Below are 24,366 nucleotides of genomic sequence, written 5' to 3' on the forward strand. Positions count from 1 at the left end.
TCCCCCGTAAGGGCTTAATTTTCCCCCCTACGACTTCACGTCTGTCTTATCTATACTAGGGTTATCACTAAAGGGGGAATATATGAATGAAGAAGAGATTTGTGTTTATAACGACAATTATCTTAATGATTGCCCTTTTGGCAACCGCTTGCAACAATAGCGGAAACAAGGAACAGAGCAATGAAGGTAACAAAAGCTCTGAAGAAAAAACGAAAATTTCAATATGGCATAACTTCGCGGGAGACGATCTTCGTGCCAAAGCAGTTAGAGACCTGATCGACAAGTATAAAGAGGAGCATCCGGAGGTTGAGGTAGACGCGCAAGCGATCCCGGTTGACGGTTACCGTCAACGCCTAAGCACAGTGGCTGCAGCAAATGAAATGCCAGACGTATTTTTCGTTTATGCGGGCAGCCAATCCCAAGAGTTCTATGATGCCGGCAAGCTTCAACCGATTACAGAGTTGATGGATAAATACCCAGAATGGAAAAACAATTTCTTGGCAGGGGCATTCGACCGCTATGAGTTTGAAAAAGGACAAATCTTCACAGCGCCGCTCGGGATGTCAGCAACTTCCTTCATGTACTATAACAAAGATCTTTTCGAGAAGCACAGTGTAAAGGTGCCGACTACTTGGGAAGAGATGATGGCTGCAATTAAAACATTCAACGACAACGGCATTACGCCGATTGCCCTCGGCAATAAAGCGCCATGGGTTGCACAATCGACGATTATCGGTTCGTTGGCTGACCGGGTGACAGGCACGGAATGGTTCTTGAAAGCTGCAGCTCAAGATGGAGCATCTTTTACAGATCCTGTGTTCATTGACGCTTTGGGCAAGTACAAAGAGCTCGTTGACAATAAAGCGTTTCAAGATGGCGCAAACAGCATCGACAACACGCAAGCAGAGCAATACTTCATTCAAGGCAAGTCAGCTATGATGATTAACGGCGCATGGTCGCTTACGAATCTTGCAGCATCCGCAACTCCTGAGCAGTTGGCACCTATCGAAGTCACAACAATGCCTGGCATAGAAGGTGGAGCAGGCAAACCGAATACGATTTCCGGTGGTGCAGGCGCTGGCTTCGCGCTTAACAAAAATACAAAAGGCGCACAGAAGCAGGCAGCGCTTGATCTGATCTACGCAGTAAGCGGGCCGGACGGTCAAAAGGCGATCGCAGAAAGCAACTCGATGGTTATGTACAAAGTAGAACTGGATAAATCGAAAGTAAGCCCGCTTTACTTCAAAGCTTATGAATTGGCAGTGAATTCTGAAATTACACCGGTATATGACGCCTATTTATCTGCTGAAGCAGGCGAAGTGATCAACAACGGTCTTCAAGAGCTTATGATGGGCGGTAAACCAGAGGATGTAGCTAAAAAACTGCAGGATGCACAAGCACGTTCGACTAAAAAGTAATCAGACAAAAGCTTGTAAAGGAGGCTGTCGCCATGCCTGCATCATTGCGCAGCAGAAGCTTCGTCATCATGGCGCTGCTTCCTGCACTACTCATCTTTATCATCTTTGCGATCATCCCGATTTTTTGGTCAGCTTACTACGGTTTCTTTGAGTGGAAGGGACTCGGTGCTGCCAAGCTTATCGGGTTGGATAATTATCGAATGATCCTAGAGGATCCTGTATTCTGGAGAGCACTGAAAAATAACCTGATCCTTATTGTCTCGGCAGTAATAGGTCAAGTATCGATCGCATTGCTGCTGTCATTGCTCCTGCTTAAGAATACGATGTTCAATCGGTTGATGCGCTCTGCCGTATTTCTCCCGATGGTGCTGTCTACAGTCGTCGTCGGTCTCATCTGGGGTTACATTTATCACCCGCAAATCGGTTTGTTGAATCAATTATTGGAGACGCTGGGACTGGAATCTTGGACTCGATCTTGGCTAGACGATCCTAAAATCAATATGTTTGCCGTATCGATTCCGATAAACTGGGCAAATATTGGGCCATATCTCATCATTTTCATCGCTGCACTCCAAAATATTTCTTCAGAAATTGATGATGCTTCGAAGATCGACGGGGCGATTGGCTGGAGGAAGCTATTTTTTGTGACGCTCCCGATGATTTGGGGAACAGTTGTTGTAACCATCGTACTGTGCATATCTGGCAGTTTGAAGGCTTTCGACCATGTTATCGTCATGACGCGTGGCGGACCTGCACAATCGACAGAATTGCTCGCCACATATATGTACAATAACACCTTTACGGTATACCGATACGGCTACGGCTCTGCGGTATCCACAATGATTATTCTGATTAGCGCCGTGCTCATTGGCCTAAATCATATCATCACGAAGAGACGCGGGTAATGGGCGGTCGGCTAATGTTAGCCCGGCCGATGAAGGAGTGAATCACTATGCAAGCAATGATAAACGCTCGGTCGGAGAAGATGAGAGGCTCGCTGTGGCGTAAGCCGATTTCCGGAATTGCGAAAATCATCCTGTTATTTTATGCCATAATTACATTGTATCCGCTATACTGGTTAGGAATAAGTGCATTCAAGTCGAATCAGGAATTTTTCAATCGTCCCTATTCCTGGCCGCAGCATTGGCAGTTCGACAATATAACCCGGGCATGGGATCTCGGAAATATGGGCCGGGCAGTGCTCAACTCCACAATTGTTACTCTCTCAGCACTGCTGCTGACCATTGTGCTCGGCATGCTTGCAGCTTATGTGCTTGCCCGGTTCCCATTCAAATTGAGCGGAGCTGTAAAAGGCTTGTTCTTGCTCGGCATGCTCATTCCAATTCATAGCACACTCGTTCCATTGTTTATTTTCATGAACAAGCTCGGGATGCTGAATACGTACTGGTCACTCATCCTGCCTTATACGGCATTTGAATTACCAATTGCAATCTTCCTCGGAATGGCTTACATCGTATCTATTCCGAGAGAAGTAGAGGAAGCGGCGATGATCGACGGCAATGGCTGGTGGGGAATCTTCGGACGCATCATTTTCCCATTGTCCTTGCCGATCGTGGCTACGATTACAATTCTTGCATTTTTGAGGTTTTGGAATGATTTCTCCTTCGCGCTCGTCTTTATCAATTCTCAAGCGTTGAAGACGCTGCCCCTCAGCTTGTCGCTCTTCTCCGACGGATTCGGAACGGACTACAGCTTAACGATGGGCGCGATGTTTATTGCTGCAATACCAACCATCGTCATCTTTTTGATCTTCCAAGAGCAGATTATGAAAGGCATGGTTGCAGGCTCGGTCAAAGGTTAACACCCTTGATCGAGTTTTTAGTGTAATTTTATACATATTTCATTCTTGTGGAGGGATTGACAGTGAAGTTACATTTTATAGGAGAAATGAGCGAGCTTCAATCAGGGCTTCAGTTGCTGCTTGCCGAACTTAAGTCAGAATGGTCGGAGGACGGAATTCCTGTGTTGATAGAACCGTCCTCAGGAAAACTGGAAGTTGGCTATGATGGTAAAAGTGCTTATATTCGTTACAGCGCTAAACATCAATTTTTTCGCGGCTTGGGACTGTTGATTCAGAAGATTAGTGGCGGAGAGCAATTTCAAATTACAGAGCAACAACAATTCGATGCGATAGGTCCGATGTTTGATTTGTCGCGCAATGGAGTGCTAACCGTTGAAAGCTTCAAGTTTATGCTGCGCAAAATGGCGCTGATGGGCTTGAATAGCGTCATGCTCTATTTAGAAGATACTTACGAGATAGAAGACGAGCCTTATTTCGGCTACATGCGCGGCCGTTACTCGGCAGCGGAGTTGAAGGAAATCGACGATTACGCCGATCAATTCGGCATTGAAGCGTTCCCGAGCATTCAGACACTGGCTCATTTGGAGGAGTTTCTAAAATGGGAGCCGGTAAAGGAATATAAAGATACAAAAGGTGCATTGCTGGTTGGAGCAGAGAAGACCGATCGTCTGGTCGAAAATATGATTGACAGCATTAGCGCGCCGTTCCGCAGCCGGAAAATCCACATCGGTATGGATGAAGCGGAAGAGCTTGGACGCGGTAAATTTTTGGATCGCAATGGACATATGAGCCGTTTTGATATTATGACAGATCATCTGGAGCGGGTGCTCGCGGTAACTCGACGCTTAGGGCTAAAACCGATGATGTGGAGCGATATGTTCCTGAAGCTGGCTTCAGCAAATGGTGAAGATTATTACGGCCATGAGACGCAAATCCCAGAGGACATGACGAGCCGCATTCCTAAGGACATAGATATGGTTTACTGGGACTATAACCACGTCGAGGAGAAGGACTACGAAACATTGATCGCCAAACACCGGCCGCTCGGTAATAATCTTATTTTTGCGGGTGCGGTATGGGTGTTCAATACGTTCGGCGTCAATTACGGGCTATCCTTGCCGGCGACGGATGCAGCGCTGACGGTATGCAAGAAGGAAGGCATCCGCGAAGTTTATGCGACGATGTGGGGGGACGACGGAATGGAGAGCAATCCATACATCGCTTTGCTCGGCTTGCAGTTTTATGCGGAACATGCCTATTCAACGTCCACGCCGACTGACGAGACGCTGGCCGAGCGCGTTTGGTTCTGCACCGGCATCGAAGCGGATGCTTACATGGGGCTGAAGTATTTGGACGAGACACCGGGAGCTGCACCGAATAATCAGAAGCAGAGCAATCCGTCTAAGTTTCTGTTGTATCAGGATGTACTGCTGGGGCTGTTCGACAAACAGATTGATGGGTTAGATATGGCGGCTCATTATGAATGGGCGGAAGGCGAAATTGCTAGCCGCAGAAAAGCTGAGGCAGAGCTAGATTACTTGTTCGAGGTGCCGCAAAAGCTTTGTGCGGTGCTGAAGCAGAAGAGTGAAATCGGACTTGAGCTGAAGCGGGCTTATGATAGTGGCGACAAGGCATTGCTTAGGCGGATTGCTGAGAACGCTTTGCCTGAAATCTCACAGGCTGTGCAAAAGCTTAGGGTCGCACACCGGAAGCAATGGCTATCGATGTTCAAACCGTTCGGTTGGGAGGTGCTCGATATTCGTTACGGCGGCGTCATAAGCCGGTTGGATACAGCGAGCATGAGGCTGCTAGAATATGCGGACGGCAAGCTCGAGCGGATTGAGGAGCTGGAGCAGGAACGATTGCTGTATAGCACGACGAACCGTTTCACCGACAAAGGTGCAGGCTGGTGCAGCTATTATTACCGTATGGCGTCGCCTAACGTCTTTTTCCATGTGATCAATCCATTCTAGGTTAAAGAATTATCCTCAAGCAAATAGAAATCCATGGTACTGGGATAAGTTACGTGGTGAAGACTGTAAATGAGTAGATATAAAGAAGGCTGCCGAGACATTCTCGACAGCCTGAGCAGCTCGTGTCTCATAGAGAGCGAGCTGTTTTCTTACTATTCGCTATTCGCATTTGTTCCTTACCTCAGTTTACCAATCCTTTAGCGGATTGTTTTTCTTTCCATACCATTGTAATAACAAGGCCGATAAACATTATGACAGCCGCAAAGAGATACGGATAGTTGATGTTTACATCAAATAATACTCCGCCTAATGCAGGTCCGATGATATTACCAAGGCTAGTATAGGTTGAGTTCATGCCAGCGACAAAGCCTTGCTCTTTTTCAGCAGTTTTTGATAAATAGGTCGTTAATGCTGGACGAAGCAGGTCAAACGCGAGAAAGATGAAGCAGGTTACTAGCAGAACAGTTAAATAGTTATTGATCATGGTGGAGGCTACCGCTAAGGCTACTCCAGCAATTAAGCAGAGTTGAATGAGCTTTTTTTCACCGAGCTTATCTACCATTTTACCGAATAAAAAGACCTGCACAACCACCCCAAAGATTGAGCTTATTGTAATGATGGTTGCAATATCTCGTGGAGTGAAGCCAAATTTATGATCAGAAAACAGACTAAATACAGTTTCATATGCCGATAAGCCAAAGGCGAGGACAAACACTATAATAAACGCAATAATATATGCTGGATGAAACGAGCGTTTCAGATCACTGATAAAGTTGGTGTCTTTTTTAAGTTTACTGATTTCCAAAAGCTGCTCTTTGGACAGTGGCTCTTTCAGAATAAATATCGACGAAATACAAGTGATTAAGGCGAAGCCAGCAGCAAAATAGAATGGAGCACGTATACCTAGTTCAGTAATAAATCCTCCGATTCCTGGGCCAATAATAAAACCGATACTAATGGCGGCAGAAACATAACCCATTGCCTTAGGTCTTTCCTCTACTGAGGTGATATCCGCAACATAGGCAGTGACGGCAGGCATAATGAATGCACCAGCAATCCCTCCAAGAATTCTGGCGATATAAAGAACGGATACATGTGTGCCTAAACCAAAGATTAATTCCGATGCACTGAAGAGTACTAAGCCGATAACGATCATTTTTTTTCTGCCGTAAGTATCAATCCATCGCCCTGCCAGAGGTGACATGAGCAGTTGAGCGAACGCAAATGCTGCTACAAGATACCCCATCGTTTTGCCTGACAAATGCATAATGTTCATAAAGGATGGCATAACAGGGACGATAAGCCCAACACCTAGAAAAACAATGAATATATTACTTAGCAGAATGAGTAAGACTGTTTTTTGTTCTTTCAATGGTTTCTTCATGAAGTAATACCTCTCTTTGTAAAAATCATAGCTGTGAAATACCTCTCCAAAATATGGTCCATGAGGCATTCAATTTTTCATTTAAGCGTGTTTCATTATTTCCATACACAAGCTCTAGCATGATCGAATCTACCACACCCAAGAAGGCAAGAGTAGGGATGGAGGCTGTATCTTCCCTAATGACTTTGGCATCGATCCAAGCTTGGAATTTGCTCTCAAGTACGGGTTGAATCTTTTTCTCCGTGTCGATAACTTCTTCATCAATCGCTGTAGCAAGATGGGGCGGTGGAAAAAAAGAGATACGCAGCCAAAACTTTAACTGCTCGTTCTTTTGAAACATATCAATGACCAATTGCAGATATCCTAATAAATCTGTTTTAGGATTTTGGGTATCTACTTTACTCAAATATTGAAGTTTCGATGAGATTTCTGTCTCTTTGGCATCTTGCAATACTTGCAGGAAAAGATCATCTTTCCCTTTGAAATGAGCATAAAGAGATTGTTTTTTCATCCCGACTTGATCAGCAATTTGAGACAAAGAAGCTCCCTCATACCCATGAGTTGTGAAACATTTCAAAGCGATGTCTTTAATTTCTTTTCTTTTCAAAAAAATCACCTCGATATTAACGAACGTTCGTCAGTTATACTAACAAAATTAATTGTTTTATGCAAATGAAATTTAACTTCAGAGCACAGTAAGGCGGCTAAAATCCATTGAATTCCTTAAGCATTTGGGTAAAGGTTTCAAGCTGCTGATTATCCCATTGCGCTATGCGCTCATAAAATACGAACTCCTTATCCTGCAGCGCATGATAGGTTTTTTGTCGTCCAAGATCTGTGAGCGTAAGAAGGATAGCTCGACGATCCTTAGGAGAGTCTTCCCTTGTAACATACCCTAAATTCTCAAGCTGTTTGAGAAGACGACTGACCGAACTACGATCCATAGCTGTTGCTTCCGCCAAAGCAGAGGCGCTAGTCGGACCATAGGAATATAGCCAACGGACGATATGGAAAGCTGCAGGTTGTATAGAGGAATCGAAAGAGGCAGCAGTTCTGACATTAAGCGCATGCGCGGCGCTAATAAGGGCATTCATTTGTTCACCGAGACTTAGCTCCAGTTGTCCTCTTAACGTATCTTTGCGTTCGACATTCATTGTTTTAACCACCTAACCTAGATTTTTATGAAAAAGTTTCCTATTTTTAATTAGTTGACATATATCAATCATCTGCATATAGTTGACATATATCAATTATATATTTTCGACAATTTGTTGTAAAGGAGAATGAAGATGATGACAGAGCCGATTATTGTAATTACTGGAGCTACAAGCGGGTTGGGACAACGCGTTGCCATTGAAATGGCAACGCGTGGGGCTCATCTTGTTCTCACGGCAAGGAGTAAAAGTCGCGCGGAAGCTACTGAGAAATTGATAAGGGAAAGCGTACCTGCTGCCGAAATAAATTTTTTCTACGGGGATTTATCCTTATTGAGGGATGTCAGCCGTTTAGGGCAAGAAATATCTGATGCATATCCGAAGATAGACGTGTTATTAAATAACGCAGGACTTCATGCTTTTGAACAGAGGATCACTTCTGAAGGTTTATCAGAAATGATGGCCGTGAATTATTTTGCCCCATGGATATTGACTCATACTTTACAGCATCCATTGAAGGCAGCGGGATGTGCGAGAATTATAAATGTAGCTTCTGAAGCTTCACGCAATCATGGAGAACTTAAGCTTCCTGAGGATTTGATAAATACATCAGATTTTTCGGCTAGAGGTTCGTCAGAGATCTATGGAAAAACTAAGCTGCTTAATATCATGTTTACCGCTGAACTTGCTCGCCAATTCAAAGGGACCGGAGTTATTGTTCACGCATTAAATCCTGGTTTTAATGTAACAGGTTTGGGGCGTGAGTTATGGTTTGCACCTATGCTTGAACGGGTATTGAAATTACTTCATATTGGGAATCCACGTAAGGGAGCTGATATCATTATTCGTTTAATGATCGATCCAAAATATCAGGAGACCACAGGGGGATATTTTAATGTTGGAACAGGCAATCCAATAGTGCCCGTACATCCAGGTGGAGATAAGGAAATGGAGAATAAATTATGGAATGATACGCGATTAGTAATACATCAGATAACTCAATGACAAAAGGAGCCGATCCTAAAGTAGAGCTTTCTACAATAGTGTCGGCTCTTTTTTTTTTGAATCAGCTCGTAAGCGATGTCGAAAGATGAAAATAAACTCGGATTTATTTGTGAAGTAATTTCGAATGTGTAACATTCTGGGTACTTTTGTCGCCATGCAGGAAGTAGAACAAATTTAAGGGAATATGTTCTTCAATATTCATGGTGAGGTGGAAGTAAGCGTTTATAAGTTATCTTATAAAGGGGAGGGAACTTATGAGAAAAAATTGGCGGATGTCTAGCACATTAAGGCTTTTTTTTATACTTGTAGTCATTCTGCCGATCATCTTATTCTCCATCATTATTCTAAATATTTATAAGCGAGATATTCTTCAGCAGAATACATCAAGATCTCAGCAAACGGCTCAAGCAATCTCTTATTCCGTTAGTCAGGAAATTAGGAGGTTGACGGGTCTATTTGCTTCGATTGGTATGGACAAGGATGTGATGGCAAAGCTTTATGAAATCAATCAAAAGATCGGAGTCCAGAAACAGCAGGCTTATTATGAGCTAAAGGTGTTAATAGAGAAGTACACGGCATCCATCTCAGGACGTGTGCTGTCGGTGAACTTCCTTTTTAAAGATCATAATTCTTATTCGTACTTAAAGAACTTGAATTTGGATGATTCTTATTTTCGGCAGAAAACGTGGTATGAGCAGGTGCTGAATAATCCCGATAGCGTTCATTTTCTAGGGATGATGCCTAATATTTTATATGGTAACTATAATCCTTACAATATGGTTGCTGCCTTATCTCCAAGTGTAATCAATCCTTTATCCAAGCTAGAAATGATTCTTTTTACCTTTGAAAGCAGTGCTTTTGATCATATTTTGCAGTCACGAGATAATACGGAATCCAGCCTTTACATCATCACAGAGGAAGGTCAAATTATCTCATCTAATACCCTTGCCTCAAGAGGAGGGGAATTCCAAATGCACTGGTTCGAGAATCGTGGGCCAGAGGAAAAAGGATACGTTGTGGATGTTAACGGTGAAGATAGAAATCTGATAACCTACGCTAAGATTGAGCAGACCGGATGGTGGCTTGTGCAGTCTATTCCATACGCTGATCTAACAGCCAATTACCTTAGTGTGAATTATATCGTCTGGGTCTTTGCATTGATGATCATCTTAGCATTTATCCTTGTTTCATTTTACTTTGTATCGAATGTTACTAAACCGCTCAATGAGCTTCTTCGGCAAATGGATCTGGTTACTGAAGGGGATTTAAACGCTAAATTTATGAGAACCGGTAGCCTGGAGCTAATTAAGCTTGGGCATTCTTTTAATCACATGACGGAGCGTATTCAGGATTTGTTGCGTGATCACGAAAGACAAGAAATGGAGAAGAGAATGGCAGAGTTTGCAGCACTTCAGTCGCAGATCAATCCACACTTTTTAATCAATACGCTTAATTCAATCAAGTTTATGGCTTTAATCAGTAAAGCAGATAACATACGGAATATGACACATGCGCTAACTCGTCTTCTGGCTTCTTCTTTTAATCGAGGTGGAATACTGACTAGGATTGATGAGGAAATAGATCATTTAAAGCATTATTTGTATATCATGGAGATTCGTTTTGGTAGACCGATTCAAACGAGATGGGAAGTAGATGAGGATTTAGCGGGTTATTATCTATTGAAATTGCTATTACAACCTATTTTAGAAAACAGTATTATTCATGGACTAAAAAATGTTGACTACCCTGGTATCATTCAGATCATAGTGAGCAAACAAGCGGAAGATCTTCTGATAATCATAGCCGATAATGGTGTAGGTATGTTGGATATGGATGCTCAGGAGTATGACAGTGAGGGGATACGTCATCAGCTTTCTTTCAGTGGTATGGGAAACAGTAATGTTAATAAGCGAATCCAGCTGCATTACGGGACGCGTTACGGTTTAAAGTACGAGAAGAATAAACCTCAGGGTACGATAGTGTCGATAAGACTGCCGTTAATTGACACCCCGGAGGAAGAGATACAGGATCAATGGTTAGGCGAAGGAGGATGAAGAAAAATGCTGCAGAGGATCATAAAAGATCATAGTCCAGAGGGAAAACATCATTCATGTGTGACTTTAGAGGAGGTATGATGGTATAAACTTTTTTTCGAAGGCTGTGATTAGTAAACGTGAAAATAATACTCCGTGTGTCCTTGATTGGGATCATTTCTCTTATTTTTATAGGCGGCTTCTTCTCTTTAAGTAAGTTCATGCCCAAAGGAGGGGCCATAGAACAGGAACAGGGAAAGGTGAATCAGGATCAACCGATTAAAATAAAATTCGGCATGTGGGAAACGAAGACGGATATCAAATTTTGGACGGAAAAGGTAAGAGATTACTCTAAAATTAAGCCCAATGTAACGGTTGAGGTTGAGACGATTCCCGATAATAGCGGTCAGTATTTAAAGGTTCGTTTAGCAGCAAATGATTTACCGGATATTTTTTATCTGAAGCCAGATGACCTGCTCACTTACAAAGCAGTACTTCTTCCGCTGGATGGATTAACCGCAGCAAAAAACAATAAATATCCCGCTAAACTAGATCATTCTATTCTTGGTTTACCTCTTGTATCATTCTCTGAATATGTATACTACCATCCAAGTATATTTCAAGAGGTCGGTGTAGAGATTCCACAAACGATTGATGAATTTATGGACGTAATGATGAAGATTAAAGCGCATGGCAAATATATTCCGATTGCAATTGGCGGGAAAGATGATTGGACGTTCTATCCTTTCACGGAGTTCGGGCCGCCTCTCTTATCCAAGGATGAGAATTATTTATCCTCAATCGCACAGACGAATCGTCCTTTCGGAAAAGGTTCTCCATTCGAGAAGGCAGCAGTGATGATCAAGAAAATAGCAGAGAATGAACTTGCCGGACCCGATGCGCTTAGTATCGGTGTGGATCAGGCTACTCAACTGTTTCAGAATAATAAAGCGGCCATGCTTGCACTGGGTCAGTGGTACCTTAGAGATCATTTGTCCAAAATGAAAGATGATAAAGATTTAGATGCATTCACAATGCCCTGGAGAGAGACAACTTCAGAGCGTTTGCAGGCAATCACTATGCCAGATCAATATATGGCCATTAATAAAAATTCAAACAATACGGAAGAAGTTAAAGCATTCTTGGAATGGGTATTTAGCCGGGATGTATACCAAGTGTATATTAATTATTCGCAAAATTCATCGACAGTGATCAATATCGAATCGTTCCTGCCTTTCTTCAACAATGTTAAAGAGAATCACCCCTTTGAACCGTTTATGTACCTGGGGATCGATGAGAAGTTTGAAAAAGTGAAAAATGCTATCCAGTTCGATGAAAAGAAGGCTGCACAAGAAATATTCTCAGGTGCTGACGTGTCCGATATTCAAAAGAAACTTAATGATGATTGGGAGAGAGCGGTTCAGGCTTTGAAGTAGTCCTATAGATCAATTATGGAGGGATTTATAATGAAATTTAAAGCTCTCATTGTTGATGATGAACCATTAGCTAGGTTAGCCCTTCGGGAGTATATATCCATCGCTTCGAACGATTTTGAGATTGCAGGGGAAGCAGGAGATGGCAAGGAGGCATTAAGTATGCTGAAAAGCCATCCGGATGTGGATCTAGTTCTGGCGGATATTCAGATGCCTAATATGAATGGAGTAGAACTGCTTGAAGCACTAAATAACACTACCTTTTCGAATCAACCGCTAACCATTATGTTAAGTGCGTATGGAGATTATTCTTTTGTAAGGGATTCCTTTGTGCTCGGTGCCTTTGATTACATTGTTAAAGCGAAGTTAGATGAATCCTATATTGCACCGGTCCTGACTAAGACTGTGGATGAATTGAAACGACGGCAGAGCTCCTCAAGATCAGAATCAATCTTAGAGGACGTAGAAACCTCGATCTGTTCAGTTCTGCACCGGCTCTGCTTAGCAGATTCCTTCGAATCAACGAATGATGAGGCAGTTTCTTCTTCGTTGGAGCTTGTGCGAAAGCATATGGGGGAGAAGAATCTGGAGGTTGCGCTTATTAGGTTATCGGATACCGTTCAGTTTGAAGATTCACACCGTATGATTATGCAGACGATTCGAACGGTAACGAACCGCAGTAGAAATGAAGGGATCTGCAAAGTATGCAGATATGATGATAGGCATTATGTTTTGTTCTTCTCTTTTCCAGAGCAATGCAGCATCATTGCCATTCGTAGATTGACAGACATCATCTTGTCTGAAGTTAGCATGAGACTAAAGCAATTCATTAATTTGAAGCTATCTATGGGCATTAGTGATATTGTGGATGGTCATCAGCAGTGGAACCGTTTATTCCGTCAAGCTGAACGATTAGCAGGTTTGAGTTTCTATCAAGGGTACAACCGATTATATTATCCGGAAGCTGAAAGGCGTTCATCTATTAAGGAAAATGATTGGAAGGAAGCATGGTATTTGGGTAGGACCGAAATGCTGAAGTCATTAAGTGATCCGGATTTAACGAAATGGCATGTGGTATATGAACACTGCTGTAACCTGTTGATTCAGCGATACCCTTGTTCTCCTGAGCATATCAAATCAGATGTAGTCGATATGATCTGGGAGGCAAGCGCATTAATTTATCAAAAAGGCGTTTCTTGGGAAAAGCTTCATGATCAACTGCCTTATCCCATTACGGATCATATTTATAAGCAGGAAACCTGGGAGAATACGGTGCATTGGTGCCGACTGTTCTTGGATCAACTGCATCAAAAGCTGCATCCGAAAGACCAACCGAAGGAATCTTTCCTTAGTCCTGTTGTCGCTAAAACGAAGGAACTATTAGAGAAAAACTTTAATGAAGATGTTCATTTGTCGAATATTAGTCAGATTGTCGGTGTAAGCGAGAGCTATTTAAGCAAACAGTTTTCCAAAGAAATAGGTGTTAATTTCATTCAGTTTCTGACGAATCTACGAATCGAGAAGGCTAAAAAGGGGCTGGAGAGCGGAATGAAAATATATGAGGTATCTGAGCAAGTGGGGTACGTTAATCCAGAACATTTCAGTCGTATTTTTAAAAAAATTACAGGAATTAGCCCCTTAGCTTATCGCAGAGAGAAAGAATAACAAAAATAATCAATGTTGAACAAAATAAATCATGTGTATCCGATTTCAAAATCCATATGATAGGGGGGAGTTAAAATTCACGGGTGAAGGGATGTTCTTATGAGACGCAAACGATATACATTCGCACTAATCTGTACGTTATGTTCTTCCTTGTGGTTGAGTACAGTCCATGCTGAAAAAGTCTCTGACTTCGAGATGCAGACATCAGCTACTGAATCTGCTAATTCTACGTTCACCGTTACATTAAAAGGTAAAGATATTCAGGACTTATATGCATACGAGGCTAAATTTAATTTTGACCCGAAAGTACTTGAAATTGTAAAAGCGGAAACGAAGATCAAAGGCTTTTCTGTATCACCAATCGTTAAAAATAACGAAATTACGATAGCCCATACCAAGATCGGAAATGTGAATGGCGAAAAGGGTAACCTGGACATTGCCACGATTACCTTTAAAGCTAAAAAGGCTGGTACAACTGCAGTAAAATGGACCGCATTTAAAGTTCTTGATCGTAATCTGAAAGATCAGGAATTCACCCCGAATCAATCCTCAGTATTCACCAAAATTTTCAGCGATATCGCTGGACATTGGGCGAAGCAAGATATTATGGAAATGGTCACTAAAGGAATTGTTGAAGGTATGGATGCCGACAGCTTTGCCCCGAATAACAACATCACTCGCGCTCAATTCGCAGCTCTTATAGCCAGAGCATTAGATCTTACAGAAGGTTCTGGAAGTAATCCGTTTACGGATGTGAAATCAGGAGTTTGGTATGAAGACACTGTGAAGAAAGCTTATGCAGCCGGAATTATTAGCGGTTTGTCCAAGACGAAGTTTGCTCCGGAAAAAAGCATTACCCGTGAAGAAATGACAACGATGCTGATGCGAGCGAAAGCTTATGCTTCCGGCGTAAAGGTCGATAGTATGGCCTCAGATTCTACTACTGCATTTAAAGATGATAGTAAAATAAGCCCGTGGGCTAAAGCATCGGTGGGATTTGCCTTGAAATCGGGATTAATGAAAGGTAGAACTCAGACTACATTTGCACCAAAAGAATCTGCCACAAGAGCGGAATCAGCTGCTGTGATCAAGCGATTGTTAAATTCTAAGTAAAACAATAAAACATATAATGAGACACCTTCTTCTGGAGGAGGGCTCATTATGGCCTTGTTATGTTAAAAATATACAATTTAAGGAAATATGTGAATTGATATTGTTGATTCTACTTATATTTTAGTGAAAAGAGGTCGTAGAGATGAGAAAACGTTACAAAGCGTTTAGCTTGCTATTGACGTTGTTGCTAGGGGTACAGATTGGTTTGCCGCCGGTAGCCGTATTCGCAGCACAAGAGTCGGACGTGTATTTCAAAGACTACAATGATGGTAATATCAGCGGATGGACACCAGCTAAGGGGACGACCACTTTTTCGGCAGATCAAGGTGCTGTTAAGGCGGTGACACAAGGTGCTGTTATTATTGCAGACCAAGAATCACCTCAGGTTGCCAATGCTGAATATGAGGTGAAGTTAAAATTTAATCAGGCTGCAACACGATTTGGATTGGTCTACCGATTCGTCGATAGTAATAATTACAATGTTATTCAGTATGATGCAGGCACCTGGGGCTGGGATGCAATGAAGGGTGGGGCGGAAACGTATGGCAATATTACAGCCCCTAGTTTTACCTTTGCTGCCGGTCAAGTGTATACTCTCAAATTGCGTTATGAGAAAGATAGCGTGAATTTATCAATTGATGGAAATAACGTGCTTACGACGAGTCTTCCCTCCATATCAACTAGTGCAGGGAAGATTGGACTTCGCAGCTGGTACGACAACAAGACGATATGGATTGACGATGTGAAGGTAGCTCCAATTGTATCGACTGATCCTGTTCCAAAGCCGATTACGATTACAGAAGTCTTAAGCTCGGATACCATGAAGGTTGAAATCGATAAGGAATTCCCGCGGGTTAAACAATATACATGGTTGGACAGCGGTGCTGAAATGTACGGACAGTTAAATGGATTTAATGAATTAAAAATCAACGAGAAATCTTATTTCCCTGTCGCTTCTGGTTTTAGTAAGAAAGCAGCGGATGCTACTCATGGTGAGACTGCAACCTACACGCTTCAGATCCCGGAAATAAAGGTGAACCTCAAAGTTGAAATGGAAGTGCAGGATAACATTCTACATTTCAAGGTGGCCAGCATCGAAGAGAATGGTACCGAAAAAGTGAAGACGATTGGATTCCCTAATCATGATCTCGTCTCTGTAATTGGAACCCAGCCTGCAGCGCAGGAAACGGCTGTTAAGATAACTGGTGGCTGGAACATTGTCCAGGACGAATTTACCGACCTTAAGACAGGGGCAGCAGACGTGAGTGGTGGCCGTACGTATGCATTTGTTAACTCCGACGTCTTAGCTGCGAGTGTAATCACCAATGTAGTAAACGGTTTTGATAAGGTTCGTGTTAAGGTAGGCGATGATACAGCGCTCCATACGAAGAAGGCAACATTATCAGGAGGGTCATGGGTTTATCGTGGGAGTACCGTGCTCGATCCGGAGCCTCTGCCTTGGGCTAAGGTTGTCCTGACTCCAGATGCGAATGGTGACCATGTTGTAGACTGGCAAGATGGAGCTATTGCATATCGTCAGAATACAGAAGCTCCAACAGGCAGTGAAATGATTCGTGACAATATTTCCTATATCAGCATGAACATTGGTTCAACTACAACTTCTCCGTTCTTGCGTGCTTTTGATAATGCGAAGAAAATCTCTAATCTCACGGATGGCTTTGGACAGCTGATTCTGTTCAAAGGATACCAAGCGGAAGGACATGATGACTCTCACCCAGATTACGGCGGTCATATTGGTATTCGTCAGGGTGGTGAGAAGGACTTCAATTATATCTTGAGCGAAGGGAAGAAATACAATATCCGCGGCGGTGTACACATTAACGCAACGGAATACGCACTGGATGCTTTCGGTACTAAAATGGAAAATATGAATCAGCCATTAAGCAAAGGCTGGGGCTGGCTCGATCAGACATTCTATGTAAACAAAACCAAGGACGTGGAATCCGGTGAATTAAAAAGACGTCTGGATATGCTGAAAAGCGATACAGGAGATAACCTTTCCTTCGTATATGTAGATGTATATGACGGTGCCGACTACAATGCGAAGAAACTGGCAGATTATATCAACGGTAACGGCTGGATGCTCGGTACAGAATTTGCTGGACCTCTGTTTGAGCAGGCCTCTTGGGTTCACTGGGGAACGGATCCGGGGTACCCTAACCAAGGCGACGATAGTAAGGTTACCCGTTTCCTACGGAATCAATCGCTGGACGGCTTCTTAACCACTCCTTTGCTGAAAGGGAATAAACAGGTAGGCGTAGGGTACTGGCAGAACAGTGCTCCCTTCTACAGCTACCAATCAACAAGCGCGGCATTCTTCAACCACAATCTACCGACAAAATATATGCAGCATTTTCCGATCATTAAGATGACTGATAACCGCATCGATTTTGAGAAGAATGTTGTAGTTGAACGTAAGCAGGACGGTAAGATCCATTTAAGCAAGGATGGTCGTGAAATCGCCATCATGACAGATAGCAGTAACATTAGTGACAGTACGGTCTTTATTCCATGGAGCCCTGAGACAGAAGATAAAATCTATCACTGGAATCCCGCAGGTGGTCAAACGACTTGGAGTCTTCCAGAATCATGGAGCAACGTAACGACTGCACAGTTATACAAGCTGACAGATTTGGGACGTGAGCATGTTGGCAGTGTAGAAGTAATTGGAGGTAAAGTCACACTTACAGCGCAGCCGGGGATTGGTTATGCCCTGTATAAGACAACTGCTGCGGAAGAGCCGGAAATGGTATGGGGTGAAGGCAGTTCGGTTAAGGACCCGGGCTTTGACAGCCAAACATTCGGTAGCTGGAAGAAATCCTCCACAGCTGCAAGCGATGATCACATTAAATTCGTGAAGAACAGTAACGCCGATGATCAGCTTCAGGTGAAGGGTCCCGGTGATGCAGTAATTCAGCAGGAGATTACCGGACTAACACCTGGCAAGACGTATTCTGCATCGGTCTGGGTGAAAGTGGATGGGAAACGCACCGTGGAAATCGGTGTGAAGCAAGGGGCAGACAAAGTTGTCAATACGCTGGATAACACGGAGCATGGCTTTTTAGCCCAGCAGCACAAATATGTGAGCACGAATTTCCAACGGATTAAGGTTACCTTTGATGCGGTTAGTGAGACAGCCAATTTCTATTTAAATGTAGAAGATGGAAGCTCGACTGTAACCTTTGATGATGTAAGAGTATGGGAAAATCCAACCAAAACTGACGCTGGTAATTCTGTATTGTACGAGGATTTCGAGAACGTGGATGAGGGCTGGGGCCCCTTCGTTTATTCCAAAATAGGTCCTGTCCGTACGCATTTAGTTGAAAAAGGCGACAATCAGATTATGACTTATGTTCTGGATGGTAATTGGTCGCTTAAAACAAATGAAGAAGCAACAGGAGAGTGGCTACGTACATTGCCTCACACGCTCCGAATGAAGGAGGATAACCGCTACCATCTGACCATGGACTACAATTCGGATGAGACGGATATGTACACCGTGGCAGTTCGAGTGAAGGAGAATGGGGTAGTTCGTGATCTGGTTAGTGAGAATTTGATAGAAGGACGTAATACGCTGGATCTGTCTTTTGCAACCGAAGGGGTGAAAGATGCCTATCTGGCCATTATCAAAAACAAGCTGAACAATCAGAAGGAGTTAACCGGTACGCTGGTGGTCGATAACATTCGCGTTGATGATGAAGGTGCGATTGTTCCAGAGGAAGGTGTACTTGTATCGACTATTACTCTATCACCAAATAACATGGATCTGAACAAAGGACAGTCAAGCACCGTTAGCGCTCAGGTTAAACCTGCAAATGCTTATGACCGGACACTGCTCTGGACTTCTGACCATCCGGAAATTGTATCCGTGGATCAGACTGGAAAAGTTACTGCACTTCAAGCCGGTACGGCGGTTATTACTGCTACTGCGAAGGATGCAAGTAAAAAAAGTGCAACAGCGACGATTCATGTGTATATGCCTAACACGCAAATTCCACAATCGCAAATGACTGCAACGGCGAGTAGCTTCCAGCCTGGAGGTGAAGCAAGTCTTGCACTCGATGGAGATATGTCTACAATCTGGCATACGAAATGGACCCCGGCACACTTACCGGAATCCATTACACTGGATCTCGGAGGCAAATATAACATTAATCAATTCAATTATTCACCTAGAGTATCTGGTACCAATGGAACGATTACAAGCTATAACCTGTACACGAGTGTTGACGGAACGAATTTCACACCTATCGCGAATGGAGAATGGAAGAATGATCAGACCACAAAAATGGTTCGCTTTACAGCTGTAGAAGCCACACATTTGAGACTTGAGGCTATAGCAGGTGTGGGTAACTTTGCATCTGCTGCAGAACTTAATGTGTTCAAGACGGAGGATGAGGCAGAAGTAGTAAAAGTCACAGGCGTCACTATGGATAAAGAACGGCTGGAAATTAAAGCAGGCAGCACGGGCGAATTAAACGCTGTGATCCAACCTGAGAATGCCACAAACAAAAATGTGGTTTGGAGCAGCAGTGATGAAGCTGTAGCATCCATTGAACAGCAAGACGGTCATACCCTTGTTAAGGGATTGAAGGCAGGCGAAACCGTAATTACGGCAACAACAGTGGACGGGGGGTTCTCTGCAACCAGCCGGGTTATCGTAACGGAAAAAGACGGTGAATTGAAATCAGCTTCCGATTTAACAGCGCCAAATCAAGTTCAGCCAGGAGAAGTGTTCAAAGTGCAATATGGACTGCGGAATCTGTCTGACCAAATATTTGCGCAGGACATCGCCCTAGAGTATGCCGCGGATGTTATGGATTTCGTTGAGGCGCGATCGTTAATTAGTGGCGTAAGTGTTATTGATTCAATCAACAGCACACCAGGTAAACTTCGCTTTATTGTAGCAAGTGAAGGTGCGGCCCATGGAATTAGTAACAGTGCAGATGTCCTAGAACTAACCTTTAAAGCCAAGGAAGTGAACCAAACGGTCAATGGTGTAATTGCCGTTAAAAGCGCAATCATTTCTGATGATCAGGGCAAGGAAATTTCGGCTTCGATCTCTTCCGTAACTGTAGAGATTGGTAAGAAAGGAACGCAAGGCGACATTAACGGTGACGGCAAAATAACGATCGGTGATTTGGCAATGGTTGCAGCGCAGTATGGCAAGACTACAGCAAGCCCGGATTGGGAGAAAGCGAAGAAAGCGGATATTAACGGTGACGGCAAAGTCGGATTGGAAGATTTGGTTATTGTAGCTCGCAAAATTGTAGAGTAAGCAAGGTCATAGGCCAGGTACATGTGTGAGTAACTAACATGATGTACCTGGTCTTTGTTAAATGTATTTGATTAGTAGGAGGATAAAAGATGAAAAAATGGATATACGCCTTTACAGTTTTTTGTCTAGTGCTTTACTCTACTCCACTACAATTTGCAGCAGCAGCTGAAGCAGTGAACGCTAAACCAAAAGTGATACCCAGTTTACAAGAGTGGACTGGGGGAAGTGGCTCTTTCAAGCTGACAGCCAATTCCAGAATCGTAATCCCCACGAATGATTGTTTATGCCAATTGCCAGCTACTGCGGAGGTCTTTCAAGAGGATCTAAAAGAATTAACCGGATACGATTTGCCGATTGTCCAGAATAAGCCTGCTTCAAAAGGTGACTTTCTGCTTAGGCTCGATAAGTCAGCTGATGAATCAATTGGTAAAGAAGGCTACTACTTTGAAGTTGGCGATTACGTGGAAATCCATGCAAATACCGAGACCGGTGTGTTCTATGGAACAAGAACGGCACTGCAAATTTTGGAGCAAGATTCCGAGAAGTCCAGCATTGTAAAAGGGGTAGCGAAAGATTTCCCTAAGTATGGCGAACGCGGTTTTATGCTCGATGTAGGACGTAAATTTTTCACGATTGATTTCCTTAAGGATTACGCCAAATTTATGTCTTATTACAAAATGAATGATTTCCAGCTTCATCTGAATGACAACGAGATTTTTAAAGATAACAGCAGGGAGCATTGGAACAAATATACGGCTTTCCGTTTAGAAAGTACCAAGTACCCCGAATTAACGGCGAAGGATGGACATTACACCAAACAGGATATGCGTGAGCTGCAGGACATTGCCAAAATCCGTGGCCTTAACATTACGCCGGAAATTGATACTCCAAGTCATGCCCTTTCGTTCACAAAGGTCAGACCAGATCTGGTTAAGGATAATTTACCTGTCGACCATCTGGATATTACACGTCAGGAAACGGTCGATTTCATTAAGGATGTATGGGACGAATATTTAGATGGGGATTGGTTTGATTCGGAAACGGTTCATTTTGGAGGCGATGAATTCGCACCTAATGACCGGACTACTTTTGAGAAGTATCGCGAGTTTCTGAACACGATGAATGAACACATGAAGAGTAAGGGGAAGAAAGCAAGAATGTGGGGCAGCTTGAGTGCATTCCCAGGTACAACGGTTGTTGATAAGGATATTGCTGTAAACGCCTGGAATAACGGATGGCAAGATCCAGTGGCATCGGTGAGAGATGGATTCAAAATTATTAATACGGTTGATTCCACGCTCTACATTGTACCGAAAGCTGGATATTACCATGATTATCTGGATTCACAATGGTTGTTTAATAACTGGGACCCTACGAACTTTGGTGGAAGCAAGAAGCTGCAGGAGGGTGATCCGAACCTGCTCGGTGCGATGTTCGGGACTTGGAACGATATGATGGGCAAGAAAGTCAGTGAGGCGGATGTTCACGACCGTGTGAAGAAAGCGATGCCTGTCCTTGCGGAAAAGATGTGGAGAGGCCAATCCACGGACAGCACATTCACCGAGTTCCAGCAGTTATCAGTGAAGCTAGGCGAGGGTCCTGGAACGAATTTATTACATGAAGTGAATTCGGCCACTGATCTTGTTGTTCATTATCCATTTGAAGACGGGGCGCAGACGGTCTCTGATCAGTCCGGAAATTCTTATGATGCTACATTAGGAAATGGCGTTACGCGAGTGGCTGAAGGAAAGACAGGAAAAAGCGTGCGGTTTGCAGGGGCCACAGATCATATTCAAACACCGCTTTCAATAAAGGGCTTCCCTTGGACGGTCTCCACATGGGTTAAGCTTGATGATCAGCAAGAAGCGGATGAGAAGATTCTGATGGAATCCGAATATGGTGCACTTAAGCTGAAGCAGAAAGGGACACCAAATGCCGGATTCACCCGAGAGGGCTATGATTACAGCTTTAATGCAGCGATTCCGGTTGGGCGGTGGGTACATGTTGCCTTCAGAGGAGACCTAAATGGAACCTCCCTGTATATTGACGGGGATTTAAAAGGTTCTGTTGCTGTAACGACCATGCTACCTGCGGCTATGATCGGCAGTTCATCCAATGCATTCACTGGACTATTGGATGAATTTAAGATTTTTAATCGGGTGCTGTCCGGTAAAGAAATTGCAGAGGATGCAGGATCACCTTCTTGGACGATCAATTTGGCTGCTCACAAAACAGCAGTGGCTTCTTCTGTCGAAGTGCCTCAATTCCCGGCTAGTCTTACTGTGGATGAGATTGATACGGGTGCTTCACGCTGGTCCTCTAAATATACCGACAACGAGTGGATCTATGTTGATTTAGGCCAAAGTACAGACATTAGCAAGGTTATTTTCAAGTGGGAAAGTGCTTATGCCAAAGGCTATAAAGTTCAAGTATCCGATAATGCGGAGAATTGGCGGGACGTTTATACGACTAACGCCGGCGTTGGCGGAGTAGAGATTGTCAAATTCCCAACTGAACAAGCGAGATATGTTCGAATGTTAGGAACGAAGCGAGCGGGAACCTACGGTTACTCCATGTATGAATTTGAAGTCTACGCTCCTAACCCAGATGATCCTGTAGAAGTTCCAGCACCTGTGAGATATTCAGCGAGCTTTGAGAATAACTCACTCAAAGGTTGGGAGCATGTTATCGGTAAAGGTGTCGGACGTATGGAGCTTGTGGAAGCACCTGATCAAGCAGGTGAGCATGCCGTTAAGTTCACCTCGAATAGTGTAAATAATCTGTTTATCGATCAGCAATCTCCGGTCATTGGAGATGGTGAGATCGAGTTTAAGATTACACCGCAGAGTGATGTTATCCGAACGGGTGTTATTTTACGCTATGTCAATAATGACGCTTGGGCATCTATAGGCTTTGATCAAGGGGCTTGGTATTGGGTGAACGCTCAGGATTCCTACGGTTTATTAACCAATGCCCAGGACGCACAATTGAAAAAAGGTAAGACATCGACCGTAAAAGTGAAGTTTGAAGGGAAACATGTAACGCTGATTGTCAATGGAACGACCTATTTTGAGGCAATAATTGCACAGATCCCAACAGATGCAGGGAAAATGGGAGCTAGAGTATTTGGTCCATCAGTTACCGTGTTTGATAATTTTATGTACAGCAATAACGTTCCTGAAGTTCCGGTAACCGGTATCAAGCTGGATAAAGCTGAGCTTTCGATGAAGACCGGAGAAACACAAACGTTAAGCGCGACACTTCAACCGGGAAATGCAACGAATAAACAGGTGAATTGGAGCAGCAGCGATGAAGCTGTTGCGACTGTTCAAGTTCAAGGCGGGAAAGCAGTCGTAACAGCCTTAAAGGCAGGAACTGCTGATATTACTGCAAGTACCGTATCCGGAGGATATAAAGCGGTTAGTAAGATTACAGTGATTAAGGAGACTTCAGGTGAAGCAGCAACAAGCTTAGCTGCTCCTCACACCGTTCCATATGGTCAGAACTTTGACATAACGCTGGGCCTTCACAATGTTACAGAGGCGGTGTATGCCCAAGACATCACGATTGAATTCGACGCTTCGCTAATGGATTATGTATCCGCTAATGCGTTGGTGGACGGTGTCGGTATCCTTGAGACGAAGAATACGGAAGGCATTGTGCGTCTAATTCTGGCTAGCCAAGGTTCCGGCAGTGCGATTAAAGGGGATGTAGATGTGGCTGAGATTACCTTTAAAGCTAAGGCTCTGACAGAACCCCAACCCGGTCGTATTGCTGTAAAGAGTGCAACGCTGGGTGATAGCTTGGGACAGGAAACGAACGCGGTGCTTTCCTCGGTTCAAGTGGACTTTACAACAGCAACGGATCCTGAACCTTCTAAGGATTTGAATGGTGATGGCAAGGTCAGCATCGGCGATCTGGCTATTGTCGCTGCTAACTACGGAAAGACTTCTGCAGACCCAGATTGGGATAAAGCGAAACGTGCAGACATCAATGGTGACGGCAAGATCGATCTGACGGACCTGGTGCTTATAGCTAAAGACATTGTTATTGAATAAAGGTTGTAT

The 24,366-nt window shown here is 43.6% G+C and carries 14 protein-coding genes; 11 read left to right on the forward strand and 3 right to left on the reverse strand.

What is annotated here, in order from left to right:
• Nucleotides 1-86: 86 nt before the first annotated feature.
• The 4 genes from NST74_RS09545 (at nucleotide 87) to NST74_RS09560 (ending at nucleotide 5,213) form a co-directional block, all read left to right on the forward strand.
• Complete coding sequence (locus NST74_RS09545) at nucleotides 87-1,418, forward strand: extracellular solute-binding protein (RefSeq protein WP_341111695.1); 1,332 nt, start codon at nucleotides 87-89, stop codon at nucleotides 1,416-1,418.
• Nucleotides 1,419-1,450: 32 nt separating this feature from the next.
• Complete coding sequence (locus NST74_RS09550; RefSeq protein ID WP_339290110.1) at nucleotides 1,451-2,323, forward strand: carbohydrate ABC transporter permease; 873 nt, start codon at nucleotides 1,451-1,453, stop codon at nucleotides 2,321-2,323.
• Between the two features lie 56 nt (nucleotides 2,324-2,379).
• On the forward strand, nucleotides 2,380-3,240 hold the full coding sequence (locus NST74_RS09555) for a carbohydrate ABC transporter permease (RefSeq protein ID WP_375105376.1): 861 nt from the start codon (nucleotides 2,380-2,382) through the stop codon (nucleotides 3,238-3,240).
• A gap of 62 nt (nucleotides 3,241-3,302) precedes the next feature.
• Nucleotides 3,303-5,213: a beta-N-acetylhexosaminidase gene (locus NST74_RS09560; protein WP_341111698.1), complete on the forward strand. Its 1,911-nt coding sequence runs from the start codon at nucleotides 3,303-3,305 to the stop codon at nucleotides 5,211-5,213.
• 181 nt (nucleotides 5,214-5,394) lie between these two features.
• On the opposite strand, the gene NST74_RS09565 is transcribed toward NST74_RS09560, so the two are convergent.
• The 3 genes from NST74_RS09565 to NST74_RS09575 all read right to left on the reverse strand — a co-directional run bounded on the left by NST74_RS09565 (nucleotide 5,395) and on the right by NST74_RS09575 (nucleotide 7,751).
• Nucleotides 5,395-6,597 (reverse strand): MFS transporter, encoded by a 1,203-nt coding sequence (locus tag NST74_RS09565; protein WP_042126032.1) that lies wholly within the window; start codon nucleotides 6,595-6,597, stop codon nucleotides 5,395-5,397.
• Nucleotides 6,598-6,622: 25 nt separating this feature from the next.
• Nucleotides 6,623-7,204: a TetR/AcrR family transcriptional regulator gene (locus NST74_RS09570; RefSeq protein ID WP_341111699.1), complete on the reverse strand. Its 582-nt coding sequence runs from the start codon at nucleotides 7,202-7,204 to the stop codon at nucleotides 6,623-6,625.
• A 97-nt stretch (nucleotides 7,205-7,301) separates the two neighbouring features.
• Nucleotides 7,302-7,751 carry a MarR family winged helix-turn-helix transcriptional regulator gene (locus NST74_RS09575; RefSeq protein ID WP_042126035.1) on the reverse strand — a complete coding sequence of 150 codons (450 nt, stop codon included), beginning with the start codon at nucleotides 7,749-7,751 and terminating at the stop codon, nucleotides 7,302-7,304.
• Between the two features lie 135 nt (nucleotides 7,752-7,886).
• On the opposite strand from NST74_RS09575, the gene NST74_RS09580 reads away from it, so the two are divergent.
• The 7 genes from NST74_RS09580 (at nucleotide 7,887) to NST74_RS09610 (ending at nucleotide 24,357) form a co-directional block, all read left to right on the forward strand.
• Nucleotides 7,887-8,756: an SDR family NAD(P)-dependent oxidoreductase gene (locus NST74_RS09580; RefSeq protein ID WP_341115862.1), complete on the forward strand. Its 870-nt coding sequence runs from the start codon at nucleotides 7,887-7,889 to the stop codon at nucleotides 8,754-8,756.
• Nucleotides 8,757-9,010: 254 nt separating this feature from the next.
• Nucleotides 9,011-10,810 (forward strand): cache domain-containing sensor histidine kinase, encoded by a 1,800-nt coding sequence (locus NST74_RS09585; RefSeq protein WP_081954046.1) that lies wholly within the window; start codon nucleotides 9,011-9,013, stop codon nucleotides 10,808-10,810.
• A 200-nt stretch (nucleotides 10,811-11,010) separates the two neighbouring features.
• Nucleotides 11,011-12,225 (forward strand): ABC transporter substrate-binding protein, encoded by a 1,215-nt coding sequence (locus NST74_RS09590; RefSeq protein ID WP_341111702.1) that lies wholly within the window; start codon nucleotides 11,011-11,013, stop codon nucleotides 12,223-12,225.
• A 30-nt stretch (nucleotides 12,226-12,255) separates the two neighbouring features.
• Complete coding sequence (locus tag NST74_RS09595; RefSeq protein ID WP_341111703.1) at nucleotides 12,256-13,887, forward strand: response regulator transcription factor; 1,632 nt, start codon at nucleotides 12,256-12,258, stop codon at nucleotides 13,885-13,887.
• Between the two features lie 99 nt (nucleotides 13,888-13,986).
• Nucleotides 13,987-15,000 (forward strand): S-layer homology domain-containing protein, encoded by a 1,014-nt coding sequence (locus tag NST74_RS09600; RefSeq protein ID WP_341111704.1) that lies wholly within the window; start codon nucleotides 13,987-13,989, stop codon nucleotides 14,998-15,000.
• Nucleotides 15,001-15,142: 142 nt separating this feature from the next.
• On the forward strand, nucleotides 15,143-20,299 hold the full coding sequence (locus NST74_RS09605; protein WP_341111705.1) for an endo-alpha-N-acetylgalactosaminidase family protein: 5,157 nt from the start codon (nucleotides 15,143-15,145) through the stop codon (nucleotides 20,297-20,299).
• A gap of 89 nt (nucleotides 20,300-20,388) precedes the next feature.
• Nucleotides 20,389-24,357 (forward strand): family 20 glycosylhydrolase, encoded by a 3,969-nt coding sequence (locus tag NST74_RS09610; protein WP_341111707.1) that lies wholly within the window; start codon nucleotides 20,389-20,391, stop codon nucleotides 24,355-24,357.
• Nucleotides 24,358-24,366 lie beyond the last annotated feature (9 nt).

Origin of the sequence: Paenibacillus sp. FSL F4-0125 (genome assembly GCF_038008565.1) — a bacterium.
In the GTDB taxonomy this organism is placed as follows: domain Bacteria; phylum Bacillota; class Bacilli; order Paenibacillales; family Paenibacillaceae; genus Paenibacillus_AQ.